15 protein-coding genes are annotated in these 16,313 nt (G+C 44.5%); 4 read left to right on the forward strand and 11 right to left on the reverse strand.

The window, feature by feature from the left end; all coding sequences use genetic code 11:
* Positions 1-173: 173 nt before the first annotated feature.
* The 5 genes from B9G69_RS00220 to yihA form a co-directional block, all read right to left on the reverse strand.
* Entirely contained in the window at positions 174-827 is a 654-nt protein-coding gene (locus B9G69_RS00220) for a TonB family protein (protein ID WP_088616578.1), read from the reverse strand.
* Between the two features lie 125 nt (positions 828-952).
* Complete coding sequence (locus tag B9G69_RS00225; RefSeq protein ID WP_088616577.1) at positions 953-1,933, reverse strand: KpsF/GutQ family sugar-phosphate isomerase; 981 nt, start codon at positions 1,931-1,933, stop codon at positions 953-955.
* Positions 1,934-1,941: 8 nt separating this feature from the next.
* Positions 1,942-3,546: a CTP synthase gene (locus B9G69_RS00230; RefSeq protein WP_416220943.1), complete on the reverse strand. Its 1,605-nt coding sequence runs from the start codon at positions 3,544-3,546 to the stop codon at positions 1,942-1,944.
* A 92-nt stretch (positions 3,547-3,638) separates the two neighbouring features.
* Complete coding sequence (gene kdsB, locus B9G69_RS00235) at positions 3,639-4,379, reverse strand: 3-deoxy-manno-octulosonate cytidylyltransferase (RefSeq protein ID WP_088616576.1); 741 nt, start codon at positions 4,377-4,379, stop codon at positions 3,639-3,641.
* Complete coding sequence (gene yihA / locus B9G69_RS00240) at positions 4,376-4,948, reverse strand: ribosome biogenesis GTP-binding protein YihA/YsxC (RefSeq protein ID WP_088616575.1); 573 nt, start codon at positions 4,946-4,948, stop codon at positions 4,376-4,378. The genes kdsB and yihA overlap by 4 nt, the downstream gene beginning before the upstream one ends.
* Before the next feature lie 164 nt (positions 4,949-5,112).
* Here yihA and B9G69_RS00245 point away from each other — a divergent pair, with 164 nt between their 5' ends.
* Positions 5,113-6,348, forward strand: coding sequence for a sigma 54-interacting transcriptional regulator (locus B9G69_RS00245; protein WP_265437892.1), 1,236 nt, complete (start codon positions 5,113-5,115; stop codon positions 6,346-6,348).
* Here the strand turns inward: B9G69_RS00245 and B9G69_RS00250 are convergent.
* The gene (locus B9G69_RS00250; protein ID WP_088616573.1) at positions 6,338-7,318 is read right to left on the reverse strand and encodes a flagellar basal body-associated FliL family protein; all 981 of its coding nucleotides are present in this window, start codon (positions 7,316-7,318) and stop codon (positions 6,338-6,340) included. The genes B9G69_RS00245 and B9G69_RS00250 overlap by 11 nt on opposite strands.
* 102 nt (positions 7,319-7,420) lie before the next feature.
* Between B9G69_RS00250 and B9G69_RS00255 the strand changes: the two genes are divergently transcribed.
* Complete coding sequence (locus B9G69_RS00255) at positions 7,421-8,050, forward strand: hypothetical protein (protein WP_088616572.1); 630 nt, start codon at positions 7,421-7,423, stop codon at positions 8,048-8,050.
* Between the two features lie 55 nt (positions 8,051-8,105).
* Here B9G69_RS00255 and polA read toward each other — a convergent pair whose 3' ends face one another.
* From polA to B9G69_RS00270, 3 genes are all read right to left on the reverse strand, one after another.
* A complete protein-coding gene (gene polA, locus B9G69_RS00260; RefSeq protein ID WP_088616571.1) occupies positions 8,106-10,691 on the reverse strand; it encodes a DNA polymerase I in 2,586 nt (861 codons plus the stop codon).
* Between the two features lie 65 nt (positions 10,692-10,756).
* Positions 10,757-11,059, reverse strand: coding sequence for a helix-turn-helix domain-containing protein (locus tag B9G69_RS00265; RefSeq protein ID WP_088616570.1), 303 nt, complete (start codon positions 11,057-11,059; stop codon positions 10,757-10,759).
* A gap of 100 nt (positions 11,060-11,159) precedes the next feature.
* Entirely contained in the window at positions 11,160-11,465 is a 306-nt protein-coding gene (locus B9G69_RS00270; RefSeq protein WP_088616569.1) for a septum formation initiator family protein, read from the reverse strand.
* A gap of 401 nt (positions 11,466-11,866) precedes the next feature.
* Between B9G69_RS00270 and B9G69_RS00275 the strand changes: the two genes are divergently transcribed.
* A complete protein-coding gene (locus B9G69_RS00275) occupies positions 11,867-12,415 on the forward strand; it encodes a 2OG-Fe(II) oxygenase (RefSeq protein WP_088616567.1) in 549 nt (182 codons plus the stop codon).
* 14 nt (positions 12,416-12,429) lie between these two features.
* Entirely contained in the window at positions 12,430-13,770 is a 1,341-nt protein-coding gene (locus tag B9G69_RS00280) for an ABC transporter ATP-binding protein (protein ID WP_088616566.1), read from the forward strand.
* Between the two features lie 207 nt (positions 13,771-13,977).
* On the opposite strand, the gene eno is transcribed toward B9G69_RS00280, so the two are convergent.
* Positions 13,978-15,246, reverse strand: coding sequence for a phosphopyruvate hydratase (eno, locus tag B9G69_RS00285; RefSeq protein WP_088616565.1), 1,269 nt, complete (start codon positions 15,244-15,246; stop codon positions 13,978-13,980).
* Complete coding sequence (locus tag B9G69_RS00290; RefSeq protein WP_254916990.1) at positions 15,239-16,300, reverse strand: hypothetical protein; 1,062 nt, start codon at positions 16,298-16,300, stop codon at positions 15,239-15,241. The genes eno and B9G69_RS00290 overlap by 8 nt, the downstream gene beginning before the upstream one ends.
* Positions 16,301-16,313: the final 13 nt, after the last annotated feature.

Below are 16,313 nucleotides of genomic sequence, written 5' to 3' on the forward strand. Positions count from 1 at the left end.
CAAGCGCCGCACCTTGATACAGGACCTTTGTCTCACTAGAGAAAGGTCTGGTTTGAACTCAAGGAAAGCTGAAATTTGTTAAAGGAAACGAAAACACTCAGGTAAAGTATGTTCCCTTTTTAGAAACTAGACCCCAAGGCGAGTGACTGTTATTGGACAGTGATGAAGCTGTGCTACTGCAAAGAATATTCGATAGGAATTTCTAGCCGCGCAGAAGTTTGTGCAAATTCCTGAGGCAAGGGTTTGTATTTTCCAATACCAGCAATCAGGGTTTTTGCAGCCTCGTTCAATCGCTCAAAAGCCGCGGCCTGCTTGATTCCTACGGCCGTTATAGAACCATCTTGTTGAACCGTAAATTCAACTAAAACACGACCCGTTTCGCGAAGTCTTTTGGAAGTCACGGGATAAACTTTGCGACCTTCAATCAAGATGCGCAGCTCATAAAGATAACGTTCTTTGATGGTTGCAGAGTGGCTGCCATTGGCTTCACCCAGTGGACCTGAAGTCAGAATTCCATCGGCATGCCCCAAAGTTTTAGCTCCTGCAATTTCAGCATTTTGTGGAGTCACTTCTGTCGGTTTGATTTTCTTTTTTTCGAGCGCAATATCGCCCTCATTAGAAACTACGGGCGCCGCAATTCTATTCGCTGCTGTTGCAACCGAAGGCAAAGACTCAAACTCAACAACTACCGCACCACCCTTTTTGTAAGCACCAAAGGGTGCCAAAACTTGGGGCTTCATCGCAATAATCGACATCCCTGCAAACACTAACAGGTGCAGAAAAAGAGAGATTGCGAAGGGTGGTAATTCTTTATATTTCGAGTTCAAAAATGCCTCTTCCAGTAAGTATAGCAGAGGGTTTAGTAGACCCCTCTAGAAAAGTCACCACGTGGGGGCTTAAATGAAAACTAATGGAAAATGAGAGGCGGGGTTTCAGTTGAAACCCCTTTTAATTAGCGTACACGTGCTTTCAAAAGATCTTGAACATGCAGAATACCAACTGGTTTCAATGGCTGGCTGGACTCTTTATCTAGGACGAACAACATATTGATTTGAAACTGCTCCATGACGAACAAGGCTTTTTCAGCCAATTCATTTTTGTCAATCGTACGTGGATTGGTCGTCATCAGGTCCTTTGCTTGGCCCGTGAATGGATCATTTGATTTATCCAAACGGCGACGAATTTGACCGTCAGTAATAACTCCGACCAAGTCACCTTTTTCATCGACGATGCCAGCAGCGCCACGAACATCTTTATGAGTCATGATCGAGAACACTTCCTTCAAAGGAGCATTTAAACCCACTGTCGGTAAAGCATCTCCGATATGCATGACGTCTTTCACACGAGTCAAAAGACGATAGCCTAGACTTCCACCTGGATGGAATTCTGCAAAGTCTGCAGAACTAAATCCTTTTTGAGCCATCACACACATGGCCACAGCATCACCCATAGCTAAAGTCGCTGTGCTGCTAGCAGTGGGAGCAAGTCCCAAAGGACATGCTTCCTCTGACACGGCGATATCCAAAGTGACTTTAGCTGCCTTAGCTAGTGAAGAAGACGGCTTACCCGTAAGAGCAATCATCGGAATCCCCTTACGAGCAACAAAACTTAAAATACCGGAAAACTCGGGAGACTCCCCGCCATAGGATAAAGCCATAATTATATCGTCATTTGTAACGAGCCCTAAATCGCCGTGGTTGCCTTCAGCAGGATGCAAAAAGACGGCAGGTGTCCCTGTCGACGAAAAAGTACTGGCAAGTTTACGAGCAATCTGTCCCGACTTCCCCATACCAGTTACTACAAGCTTTCCTTTGCAGCCGCTGATCATTTTAACGACTTGTTCAAATTCAGCACCAATACGGGGTTTCAATGCCAAGACAGCTTGTGCCTCAACATCCAAAACTTTCAATGCCTGCTCAACAACTTTAGACATAACTGATCCTACTTATTCTTCAAACTAGCTTTAACAAATTGAACAAACAACGGATGTGGCTCAAGAGGTTTAGATTTGAATTCAGGGTGGTATTGAACGGCCACAAACCAAGGATGATCAGGCAACTCGATAATTTCAACCAAGTCGCGCTCTTTACAAATACCAGATGCCACCATACCGCTTTTTTCGAACAACCCTTTAAACTTGTTGTTGAACTCGAAACGATGACGATGACGTTCTGTAATGCTGTTAGATTTATAAACTTGGTAAGCCTTCGTATTAGAAGCGATCGCACAAGGATATGCGCCTAAACGCATTGTCCCGCCTTTGTTCACTAGGCCACGTTGCTCAACCATCGAATCAATCACGAAATTACCATTGCGTTTGCTTTCTGCATGGAATTCGCGGCTGGTGGCATCTTTGATACCACAAACATTGCGAGCAAATTCAATCGCAGCCAACTGCATACCAAAACAGATACCAAAGAATGGAATTTGTTTTTCTCGTGCGTATTTGATAGCAGCTAACTTCCCATCCACGCCACGAGTACCGAACCCTCCCGGAACCAGGATGCCATCTACTTTACTAAGTAATTGTGATACCGTTTTGTCTGTTACTTTTTCAGAATCAACATAGCTGATTTCAACTCGGGCTTTATTGGCAACACCCCCGTGAACCAACGCTTCGTTCAAAGACTTGTAGGCTTCTTTCAGCTCGACATACTTGCCCACCACTCCGATTTTCACAGTGTGATCTGGGCGAGCTAATACATTCACTAGGTTTTGCCAGCCTTTAAGATTTAATCGTTGAGATTTCAACCCCAAGCGCTCAACAATCAATTCATCCAAATGTTCCTTGTTCAAAGCCAATGGAACTTCATAGATAGTTTTACTGTCTTGAGCTGCAACCACATGATTTGGTTGCACAGAACAGAACAACGCGATCTTACCTTTAAGATTATCATCGATATGCTTTTCGCTGCGACAAACCAGGAAGTCCGGCTGCAAACCAATCATTCGCAATTCTTTAACCGAGTGCTGAGTGGGTTTTGACTTCAATTCGCCAGCGGCAGCAATGTAAGGGACGTAAGTTACGTGCACAAGAACAGAGTTTTCCATTCCAACATCAATACGCATCTGACGGATAGCTTCTAGAAACGGTTGAGATTCGATATCCCCGACGGTGCCACCGATTTCAACCAAGATGACTTCACTGCCTTGAGCTGCTTCATAAGTGCGCGCTTTGATTTCCTCCGTGATGTGCGGAATGACTTGAACGGTACCGCCCAGATAGTCACCGCGACGCTCGCGAGCAATAACTGTATCGTAAATCTGACCGGTAGAGACAGAATTCGAACGACTCATCACTGCGGATGTAAAACGCTCATAGTGGCCCAAATCTAGATCTGTTTCTGCACCGTCCTCAGTGACGTAAACTTCACCGTGCTGAAACGGTGACATCGTTCCTGGATCCACGTTCAAATATGGGTCAAACTTCATGATCGTAACCTTATGGCCACGAGCCTCCAGCAACGCCCCGAGGCTTGCTGCAGTTAACCCTTTACCGATGGAAGAAACCACTCCACCCGTTACAAAAATAAATTTTTGCTTCAAGGATTTCTTGGTCGACTTAGATGTAGAAACTTTAGTGGTCGCGACAGTCTTCTTAGTCGCTTTCACAGACGCTGATTTTTTTACTTTTGCCATTATTTCCTCTGACTTAAAACTTTCTCTAACTTTTCAAGATCTTCGGGAGTATCCACCCCGATGCTTGCTTCTTTTACCCGCACGACTTTGATCTTTGCCCCCAGATACAAAGCACGCAGTTGCTCCAAGCTTTCAGCTTTTTCAATCAAAGCTTGAGGAGCCTCACAGAATTCCTGCAAAAATTTTGTCGAGTAGGCATACATGCCGATGTGCTTTAGGCAGCCCGAGTAATCCCCAAGCTCACTTGCCTTCACACGCGAATACGGCATCGGGAAGCGGCTAAAATACAAAGCCTCATCCTTCATGTTCATCACGACTTTCACAGAATTAGGATTTTGCAGCTCTTCTTCTGAAATAGGATGAGCAAGTGTTGCCATATCCATTTTCGGTTCATCCACAAACACTTGTGCCAGGCGATCGATCAAATTCCCCGTTACCAAAGGTTCATCACCTTGAATATTGACCACGACATCGCATTCAATATTTTTGATTGCGGCGTGAATACGATCACTGCCCGAAGGAAGGCTGCTATCAGTCATAACAACTTTAGCACCCGCCGCTTCAGCAGCTTCTTTAATTAGGCTGTCATCTGTAGCAACTATAAGGTCTGTCAGAAGTTTAGACTTCTTGGCGCCTTCAATCGTCCATTGAATCATCGGGCGGCCTTGAAGAAGGGCCAAAGGTTTTCCAGGAAAACGCGTGGATGCAAATCTGGCTGGAATGACCCCAACAATCTTCATGCTTTGATCCAATTCGCGTAAATATAGTCTTCAACTTCCTCTTGCCCTGTTTTCTTTAAAGCAGAAGTTGCAAAGACAGCACTTAGACCCGTTTCTTTTTTTAGCTTGTTCACGGCTTGCAGCATTTGTGAACGGGACATTTTATCGGCTTTAGTTAAAACCACCGCCAACGGGAATCCCTGAGTTTCAGAGAAACGGCGAAGAAGATCTTCATCTTCACTCCACGATCTGCGGATATCCATAACCAAAATTAAACCAACAAGACTTTCACGAGAATTTAAATAAACTTCGATCATCTTGTGCCAATCACGGATCTCATCACCCGAGCGTGCCGCAAATCCATAACCCGGCATATCCACAAGGACGAAAGAATCCATATCAAAAAAATTCAACAAACGAGTTTTACCCGGAGTCGAACTGACTTTAGCGATCTTATTTGTAGCTAAACCATTGATGAAGGAACTCTTGCCCGCATTAGATCTACCCGCGATAGCCACTTCGGCTTTTTTATGGACGGGATAGTCTTTTTCAAGAACTGCACTTTTAATGAATCTGATCTGTTTTGGCATAACGTAGGCTACCAATTTTTACAGCGATTCTCAATTCTCAATTCTTGGAAACCTATCTTAGGCTCAATACATCAAAGACCTAAACTGGGGTCCTGGATGAGGTATATTCGAATTGAGCTGTGGCAACCCCTTTGCTTGGGCACTCCTCGCGAAGGAGACAAAATATGAACCAAGCAATATTGAAACTAGTAAGTGAAAACCCGAAAACCTATCAAGTCAGTGACTTTCTGACCATCGGCAAAGACGCCCAATGTCAGATTCAACTCAGCGGTGAAGAACTCGCTGAAAGACATTTCCGAATCGAACGTCGCGAGCAAACCTATTATATCCGTGACTTGCGAAGCCCCCATGGCACATTCGTTAATAACGCTCGTATCATGGAAGCCATTCTACAGGAAGGCGATCTAATCCGCGCCGGCAATCAAGAATTAGTATTTACCTACAAAACAGGCGAACAACCCGTTTCTCAATTTCCCCTGAAAAGCCGCAACGAAGTTTGGAATGAAGAACTTCAAAGTCTACGTCACGTAGCGACCACTGACTTCCCCGTCCTTATTTTGGGCCCATCAGGTACTGGTAAAGACGTCATCGCCCAAGCCATTCACAATGAATCATTAAGAAAGAACGCAACTTTTATGAGCGTCAACTGCAGCGCTTTGTCCGAAACGCTGATCGAAAGTGAACTATTCGGTCACGTGAAAGGAAGTTTTACGGGCGCTATTTCAGATCGCAAAGGAGCTTTCGAAGCGGCTCGTAACGGAACCTTATTCCTAGACGAAATCGGTGATCTTTCCTATGCCTTGCAAGCAAAACTTCTGCGCGCCTTGGAAAATGGCGAAATCCGTCCGGTGGGAGCTGATCGCAACATCAAGACAGACGTGCGCATCATCGCGGCCACTCATCAAAGCTTGCCAGAGAAAATTCGCGAAGGAAGTTTCCGCGCAGACCTATATTTCCGTTTGAATGTGGTTAGCGTAACTCCTCCGGCGCTTCACAATCGCATGGAGGACTTTGAAGACCTGCTGTATACTTTTGCTAAAAAAATGCGTGTGCGCTTTTCATTCGGTGCCATTGCTCGTCTGAAAAAACACCCGTGGCCAGGGAATATTCGTGAACTTAAGAACTTGGTCACTCGTGCTGCAGCCCTTTACCCCCGAGAACACATCGAAGAAAAACACATTGAAAAGCTTTTGGATAAAACGATGCTGTCTCCTGCCGAGGTCGATACTCCGAATGATATTCCGGTGATCAAAGAAATTGAAAAACAAATGATCATTAAACGCTTAACTGCTAATCGCGGAAACCAACGTCGTACGGCCGCGGATTTGGGAATGCCAAAATCAACTCTGCACGATCGCTTGAAGTACTACAATATTCAGGTGGAAAACTTTAAGGTTTAATGACTGCGGTTTTATAAAAGATCCTGCGAACTTTGCCTTTCGTCAGGATCTTGTTAATTTCCTTACGAAGACGTTCACACAGCATTTGCTTACCTTCAACCGAAGACAGTTGATCGTAGTTCATGTCTTCGACAACTCTTAAAAATAAATCCTTCACTTCAGGTTCGCGGTCTTTGATTTCAACGACCACATCTGCATCTGTCCCCTCTACGAAAAACTCAAGAGCGGCCATTGGATTAGAACCTGACTGTGAAGATCTACGGATATTCGCAAAAATTTTCGAAGTACTAAAAATATTCTGAGACACACGGGTGGAATCGTAAAACGGTTCAACTTGGTCCGCTTCGAAAAATTCCTTTTTATCAGCCCAATCTTCTAATGTTGGCAGAAATAATTCTTCTTTATGCGGGATCAACTTATTCGTGGCGATTTTATAAAGGACCACCCCACCCACACCAGTTGCTGCAACCAAGACCAAAACACCCAGCTTTTGAAGGATTGAAAACCCTTTAAACGTCGTCCCTAATTCTCCCAGCCACGTTTTGAAATTTCCGATCTGATCAGAAAGCCAATGCTTGAGTGATGGACCCAGATTTTTTAAAAAGTGGACGGTTTGCTCTTTGGATTTTCTCCAAGTCAGACGCAAAGCCATGTGTTGCAGACGAGCATAGTAAGTCACGCGCGGAATGAATGGTAAAACCTTCACCAATTTTTGGCGCCAACCTTCTTGGCGTTGCCAGTACTTAATCTCGTGCTCTAGTCGGTACTCAAGATCGGATTCTTCAATCGCAATGGGATTCGACGGATCGTCGGGACCGATACTACTCAGAGATTTCGCAAACTCTGGATCTTCTTTTTCCAAAATAGAATCTAAAGATTCCAGTGATAAAAGATCTTCCGAACTTTCCTCTTCTGGAGTGCCCTCAGGATTTGCGGACTCTACTTTGGTCGTGTTTTCGTTATCAGCCAATGGTTGCTCCCAAGACGATTGTAAGAAAAGAACCAAATACCCCGCAAGAACAATTTATAAACAAGCCCTGATCCATTAGAATAAAAGCTTAGGAGTTCATGCATGAGAGTTTTGTTAGTCGCATCTGTTTTGGGCTTATCCTTGTCAGCTTGTACAAATATGCAAAGATCAGCGGGAAGCGGCTATGCTTCTCCAGAATTTGCCAATCGCGACTCACGTGATTTAGTCCGTGATCGTTCCGTTCGTCAAACAGCCTATGAATTAGGTAAAGATCCGGCCAATTTAAATGCCTCAGATATCCAAGAAATCCAAGATCGCCACACTGTTCGCCAAATGGAGCGCACTCTGCGTTCAAACAAAGAGAAAGAACAATACTCTAAGATTTTGCCATGGCTGCAATCAGATGCGGAAAAAGTAGAGTTTTTATCGATCCCGTCCATTGAAGGTCGTCAGGCGTGGATCAATAAAAACAAAATCTGGAATCGTTCCGCTGCTCCAAAAGCGGAGATGAGAGACCTGGTTGAAACTCAAGACATCGCCATGGGCATGCCCCAGGAATACGTCAGGAAATCATGGGGTGACCCCACAAGCATCGATGTCTCAGGAAATCCCATCTATAAAAACGAACGCTGGCGATACGAACGCCAAAGCTCAAGCACCTCCGGCTATCGCAAAGAAACTCGCTTTGTCTATTTCGAAGGCGGCCGAGTAGTAGGCTGGGAAACCCAATAACCTCAAATAATTCTTTAAATAAAAAGGGGCCAGCAATTGGCCCTTTTTTTTCGTATCAATGTGCTTCGTCCCAGTTATCGCCAATCGAATAGTTTACTTTCAGAGGCACTCGCAGCTGAGCAACGTTTTCCATGATGTTCACTAGTTGCGGAGTTAGCTTCTCTAGGTTTTCTGTGAAGTCTTCAAAGATCAATTCGTCGTGCACTTGTAGCAGCATGCGCACGGGAACTGTTTTATTTACTTCGATCATGGCCTTTTTCACCAAGTCACTGGCAGTTCCTTGAATCGGGGCATTAATAGCTGCACGTTCACCGAACTTTTTCAGCATAGCATTACTTGATTTCAGTTCATCGATATAACGTCTGCGACCAAAAAGAGTTTCCACGTATCCTTGTTCATGGGCAACTTTGACCGTGTTATCAATATATTCACGAACATTTTTAAATCGCGTGAAGTAACGGTCGATAATTTCTTTACCCTCAGTTCGGGAAATACCCAAGGTTTCTGCAAGACCAAATGCTCCCTGTCCATACGCGATACCAAAGTTCACAGCCTTGGCAGTACGACGGTGTTCCGCATTCACATCTTTCAACTGAATATTAAAGATCTCAGCTGCTGTAGCTGAGTGGATATCCAAGTCTTCCTGGAAGGCTTTGGTTAAGTTAGGATCTTCAGAAATATGGGCCAAGATTCTAAGTTCAATTTGCGAATAGTCGACAGATAATAACTTCATGCGCGGATTTGCGATGAACGCCTTACGAACCAGCTGTCCACGTTCAGTACGAATCGGGATATTTTGTAAGTTTGGTGACGTACTCGACAAGCGACCTGTTGTAGTCAGGGCTTGATTAAAGCTTGTGTGAACACGGCCATCCTTTTCATTCACCATTACCGGCAACGCATCAACATACGTAGATTTTAGCTTAGAAAGTTCACGCCACTGTAAAACTAATTTAGCGATGGGATGATCCAAGCTTTCAAGGACGTCTTCGCCTGTCGAATAGCCAGTTTTAGTTTTCTTACCTGCCGGCAGGCCTAATTTTTCAAACAAAATCACACCCAATTGCTTAGGGCTTCCCACATTAAAGGATTCCCCTGCTGATTCGTGAATTTGCTTTTCAAGAGACGCAATTTCTTTTTCCAGTTCCTGACTTAGATTATGTAACAAATCCGTATCAATTCTGACGCCCAGATTTTCCATTTGCAGAAGAACTTTTACCAACGGAAGTTCTAAGTCGCGGAAAACTTTTTCCCCATGAATTTCGTGAAGCTTTTTATCTAAAGTCTTAGCAAGATGCAGATGCGCATTATACATTTGAGACGGCGATGCCATTTCTGGAAGCGCTTCACCCATGTGCTTTTCATAGATCTTACTAAAATCGGAAGTATCAGCAGCCTTTAAAACATATGCCGCCAGCATTGTATCCCAGTCAGCGATGGGATTCTTGGCTCCAATTTTATGCCACAAATCTTTTAGATCATGGCCCTTCCATTGTACTTTGAATGTATCCGTCAGCTTACCCAGGAATTCGGAATCAGAAACGGAGATGATATCAGAATCAGTACCGATGAATACACCACGAGTATCATGAAAACCCCACAACCCTTGGCCTGGAGACAACATTTCTGTTAACTCCTTCGTCGTCACAGTTTTTTCATTGAACTCTTTTGTTTGGTGATCTGCCAGCATGGGTGTTGTCATAGCATCTGGCGCCGGTGCTGCTGCCGGCTTTGCAGCCTCTGCGTAATAAGCCTTACCTGCTTCAGCAGATGTCATTGGAGCAGACCCCGCTTCTCCGAACAGATTTTTTTCGAATGTTTTGAAATTGAATTCACGTAAAAACGCGCGAAGCTCGTCGTCCTTACGAGGACGAAGTTTGTAAGATTCAAGATTGTGATCCACTGGAATTTCAGTAGCGATGGTCACAAGTTTTTTTGACAGCAAGGCCATCTCTTTGGCGTCGATTAATTTTTGCTTAACACTTTTGCTTTCGACCTTATCGATGTTTTCATAGATATCTTCCAAAGACTTAAACTGTTCTAAAAGTTTAATAGCGCCTTTTTCACCGACACCTTTCACTCCAGGAATATTATCGGATGTGTCCCCCACAATTGCCAAATAATCGATGAATTGATCAGGGCGAACGCCCCATTTTTCGACGACACCTTGGGATGTATATTTATGGTCTTTCATCGTATCGTATAAAATAACACCGTCTTCGATCAACTGACCGAAGTCTTTATCGCCGCTGACGATGACAACTTCAACGCCGTTCTTTTTTCCAACCTTGGTCAACGTTCCAATGATGTCATCGGCTTCGTAACTTGGAACTTCGACAGCAGGAATACCCATGATGTCTGCAAGTTGTTTGATGTAAGGAATTTGTACGGCCAAGTCTTCTGGCATTTCTGTGCGGTGAGCTTTGTACTCGGTGTACATATCATGACGGAATGAAGGCTCTTTGCGGTCATAACAGAAAACCATATAATCTGGTTTTTCTTCCTTCATCAATTTTGTGATCATTGAAATAAAGCCATAGATGGCATTAACGGGCATGCCCTTTGGCGATGTCAGTTGGCGGATCGCAAAGAACGCGCGAAAGAACATTGAGCTGACATCAATAAGGTAGATTTTTTTCATAGAACTCTCCCGTGATTTCCAAGCAGAAAACCTACAACGGGAGAGTCAGAATGTCGATTATTCGATTATTCGAGATCAGCTTTGACGCGTGAGAAGTCGACTTGGCTAAGTGCATTTTTATCGCACTCGTTTTCACATGCAGGTGTAAAGCGAACTTCATCAGAGCATGCATCCGCTTGACGATGAATTAATGCCAATTCACCTTTGATGTGAGGATTAAAAAGAAGTTCACCACGGCCTTCTTCCCACGTTTCAATGTCTGTCAACGTACACTTCAAACGGCGAGCCATATCAGAACGGCTCCAACCTAAACGAAGGCGAAGAGCGCGCAGACTATCTTTATTCCAATCACTTGAGTTTTCGATCATAAGCGTAAACCCCCGGTATCACTCTTAAATAAAAATGATTTAGAGCTGAGATACTATTGCTAGTATACAGGAGGGACATCAAATAACTACTTGCGTTAGCCTATTGTTCAGGAAAAACGAAGACGAGATCATGCTCGCCGGCCAAGTCTAATTTATCGCGCGCCTGGCGTTCGATAAAGGCTGGATCTTTAGCCTGTTTAAGCTGGACTTCAAGGTCCAGTGTGGCTTTTTTGCTATCACTGATTTCGGTGGTGATACGGTCGAAGTCCCGGTGAAGTCCCCACAGACGCCATAAGTTACCGTTCAGAACGATAGAAACACCGAAAATAATCATGCAAATGAACGCGACTCTTCCCGGGTGATTTAATAGGCGACGTAATCCAACTGCGAAACGACTGTAAGACATATACAAAAAGTCTAAGGCTGGGTTTGCTTTGTTGGTAGTCCAGATCGACTCCTAAGGTATCCTCCACATTCCGAGAATATAATCCGCAATCCGAGACGGAATTCCACCAGCCCCCTTTATATTCTTTATGGCAGTCCACGCTATCTGGCGCCTTCCTTGCTTTGATGGATCGGCAAGAATCAATGTCGATTCCAAAACAAAAGGACCATTAATGAAAGCCGCAATTTTTTTCGAATCAATTTTGTCTGAACGCAACCGATCCGGCCAAGGCGTACAAAGAGATCTTTCTGCGAATGATATCCCTGCTGAGATCCTTTCTTTGCTCCAGACACCATCATCTCAAAAATAAAATACCATAAGGGGGCATTCTAAAAAATGCCTCTCACTACACAGGATTCTGTATGCAACATCTTACGCCCTGGCCACACTTTATCTTCGACGACTTCTTACCTGATGAAAGTTTAAAAAGACTTCAGGCAATCCTGCCGGAGCACCAAAACGGCTTCCGCCAGGATGATGACGATGACATGGAGATCCGTTACAAATTTCTGCCCGATCTCCCTCTCGCGAAATATTTTCTTGGACCAGAATTCAAAGCATTTTTACAAACAACCACGGGGCTTTCACTCAGGATCAACGAAAAGAGCTTAGTGCAATTGCGAGTCATGACTCCTGATTCACCACCTATGCCTGCACATGTCGACAACCAAGAGCAGAAATCCTTGGTCTGCCTCTTATATGTGTCCCCTGACTGGAAGGAAGAATACGGAGGCGAACTTTGCCTGCTTGAAAATAAGTCAGCGCTCGAGCAATCGAGCTCTTCGAAATTGATCGCACCACTAAGTAACCGCATGGTTCTTTTTTGTTCAGAAGACTCTTATTGGCACAGCGTGAAACAAGTAAACCACTGGCTCCGCTATTCCATCATTATGGAATGGATAATTAACTAAAACTGGATAATAGAATGAAACACCTCACACACTACATTGAAAAGAAAAAGCTTTTTTTCGCTTTCTTGTTAATCACTATTCAACAACTATTAAATGCTTTAGGCACCTACGCCCTCGCAAAAGCCGGTCTTTCATTCGAGAATCGCGAAAAATTCGTTCTCTGGACACTTGCCAGTATTTTGCTTTTTATTTTATCTCCCGTTATCAACATCTTTATCCGCCGTATAGAAAGCATCTTGAGCTTCGACGCCTACAGAATATTTTTAAGCGAAAATTTATTCTCAAAAAGTGGGAATTCATCTCTGTGGCAAAGTAAAAATTTAAAAGATCGCTTCCTTGCCTCCATTGGGTCAGATGCAAGCGACTATCTGGGTCTCGTGCTATTTATCAGCATGGACATTTACTCTTTTGTACTTTCAATTGTTCTAGGTGTTCTTACTCTGAGCTTTACTATCGATATGTCTTTACTTCCAGCGTTCACATGCTCGGGAATCTTGAGTTTCCTGGTTTATCGCAAATTCAGCAAAAAGGTCGAAGCTCTCTACCACGTTGATCAATCTGCGCGTACAGCACTTATCGGTCACCTTTTGAAATCTTGGGATAATGTACTTCTGAGAAATTCCAACATTTTGCAAAACTATCAAAATAGCTTCATCCAAAAAATTTCATCCGCCCAATCCCGAGCGATTAAATCAGCGACTGCGAGTGAGCTTTTGATTTTCGTACTGGGATTAGCCACCGGCCTGCCAGTCCTCCTATCAGCTAGCTGGATTATCTGGAACTCCGTCTCGAACACACAAGTATTGATCGCTCTGTTAGCAACTTTACCAAGACAACTCAACATCCTGGGAGTATTTCGCAATGTATTTCAAAGCCTGACAAGCTTGCTCAGTGTTGAAGCCAAATTCAGTGTATTATGCGAAGGCACGGTTATTCCCGGAAGAAAACTAGAGGAAGCAATCAAAACGGACTTAATCACAATCAATCAGAACTCATTTTCTGACATCAAAGAGATGATGGAAAAATTTGAAGAAAATCCGACAGGTCGATTTGAAGTCCGAGGAGCCAATGGTGCAGGCAAATCAACATTCTTGCTGCACCTGAATCACCGCCTGGATAACTCAGTCTACTTACCAACCCATCCAGATCTAATGATCGGGAGCGAAACCTTTTCAACTCGTTCATCAGGAGAAAACCTACTGGCCCACATCGAAGCACTGGCAAGTGCAAAAGAAGAAATCATTTTACTAGACGAATGGGACGCCAACCTCGACGCAGAAAACCTTCAAATCGTAAACACCCGAATCAACCAAATAGCCAAAACAAAAACCATCGTCGAAGTTCGCCACCGATAAAAAAAGCCACTCCCCAGAGCGGCTTTTTAGAAAGCGAGCGCGGAACGCGCCAGCCAGAATATTTAACCGTGAAACAAGCACGCTTCAAAAGTGTGCAGATCCAAGGCGGGCTGGTTGAAAAAGCGCGCAGGCGTACTCCCAGTACGTCGGAGCGATTTTTCAATCAGACCAACGCAGGAGATGCGCGCTTTTCAAGCGTGCGCCTTCCTAGCGGAAGGCTGCTTTGTCCCAATAGATTCCCATGCCACCCAGATCTTCCTCAATGCGAAGAAGTTGGTTGTACTTAGCGATACGTTCGGAACGGCACAAGCTACCAGTTTTGATTTGGTGGCAGTTCAATGCAACCGCAAGGTCTGCGATGAATGTGTCTTCTGTTTCGCCAGAGCGGTGAGACATCACTGTTTTATATTTGTTACGTTGAGCCAAGTTCACTGCTTCGAAAGTTTCTGTCAAAGTTCCGATTTGATTTACTTTAACCAAAAGCGCGTTCGCAGCTTTTTTCTCTAAGCCCATGCGCAAGCGTTTTGGATTTGTTACGAACAAGTCGTCACCAACCAATTGCATTGTGTTGCCCATTTGAGAAGTGATGTTAACCCATGAATCCCAGTCGTCTTCAGAGAAACCGTCTTCGATCGTGATCAATGGATATTTTTCCGCCCACTTTTTGTAAACGCCCAATAGATCGTTGGGAGAGATCAACTCGCCATCGAATTGGTATTTACCGTCTTTGTACATTTCAGTGGCAGCAACGTCCAAGCCCAAGAATACGTTTTGACCTGGGTCATAACCAGCATCAACGATCGCATTCATGATCAAGTCCAAAGCTTCTTGGTTGCCAGACAATTTCGGAGCGAAGCCACCTTCGTCACCCACTGCCGTCGTCAAACCTTTTTTGCCCAAGATTTTTTTCAACGTGTGGAAGATCTCTGCACCAGCGCGCAAAGATTCAGCGTAGGAGTTGTTCACAGTTGGAACGATCATGAACTCTTGAATGTCCAAACCGTTGTTCGCGTGAGCACCACCGTTTAATACGTTCATCAAAGGAACTGGCAAGCGACAAGCTTGAGAACCACCAATGTAACGGTACAATGGAAGATTTACGTCAGCAGCCGCAGCTTTCGCAGCAGCCAATGAAACACCCAGGATTGCATTTGCACCCAAGTTTGTTTTGTTTTCAGTTCCGTCGATTTCGCGAAGAACTTTATCAAGGTATACTTGCTCAGTTACTTGAAGACCCAAGATCTCTGGAGCAATTTTTTCGCGGATGTTGTCTACGGCTTTGAATACGCCCTTACCCATATAGCGGTTTTTATCGCCATCGCGAAGCTCGCAAGCTTCGTGCGCACCCGTTGATGCACCTGATGGAACTGCTGCACGGCCGATGTTGCCTTCAGCTGTAGTCACTTCAACTTCAACTGTTGGATTTCCACGGCTATCAAGAATTTCACGAGCCACGACACTGATGATTTCAGACATGATGAATACCTTCTTTCTCGGAATGCTTAGAGTTTATTTTTTTAACAAGTTCCATGGATTTGAAAACAGTGCGCGGATATTCGGTTTTAACGAACTCCCAGTCCACACGTCTCATCGCTTCCTTCACTGCGGGATTTGTTTTCCCCTGGGAGGCAAGCATGGTGATCAACTGCTGAGCGCGCACCATGTAGTCATGCATACGAGCCAGGTTTTGATTCAAAGAGTATGCAGGCGATTCCACATCAAAGCTAAGATGAGACAACGAGCCTTCGTTAGGGATCAATGAAGCTTTACCTTCAACTGTGTCCTCAGCTTCAATTTGTGCGACTTGCTGCAATCTTTGTTTTTCGAATGTACGAATTTTGTCTTCAAGGTCGCCAACGTATTTTTGCAAGTCCTCGCGCTCGCGCTGAGTGCGTTGCAAATCGTTGAGCAAGCTTTGGAACAAATCAGGACTCACTTGATGGCCGACGTTTTCACTCTCCGTGAAGATCGTTTGCTGTTGAGTGGCCCAGCTTAATTTCAAAGTGATGCCGGACCAATCACACTTGGCCAAAGGTTGACCTACGTACACTGGCAAGGATTCAAATGCGGCATTCAAGTATGCCGTCACCAACGGGTACTGCTCTGCTGGAAGTGGCAAATCGAAAGAGATGCTGACTTCGTCTTTGCGAAGATTATCAATCGGTGGTTTCGGAGAAATGAAATAACCCAAGAAATGTTCAGGCTGATTAAAAATTTCCTGCGGACGAGGCATCATGCGAAGGACGTTATCCAACACTCCCCACGCGCGCAGCTCGGGTCCGTTGTGACCTGCACGAGTCAGAACATCACAATCTTTTTTGAGTGGAAGTCGCAAACACATTTCAAGGAATTGCTCCATGTCCGGAGCACTGATCCAGTAAGAAGAATCTCGCAACAGTTCAACTGGCAGATGAATTTGTTCATAGAGAGGCGTAAGGTCTTCACCTTGCTCTTCTAGAACCGTCAAAACTGAGTTGGAAATCTTACAACTAAAGTGCACGCAAAAGTGATAGCCCAAAAGCGAAGCCATTGAAATAACTATA

The organism is Bdellovibrio sp. SKB1291214 (genome assembly GCF_002209355.2).
GTDB lineage: Bacteria > Bdellovibrionota > Bdellovibrionia > Bdellovibrionales > Bdellovibrionaceae > Bdellovibrio.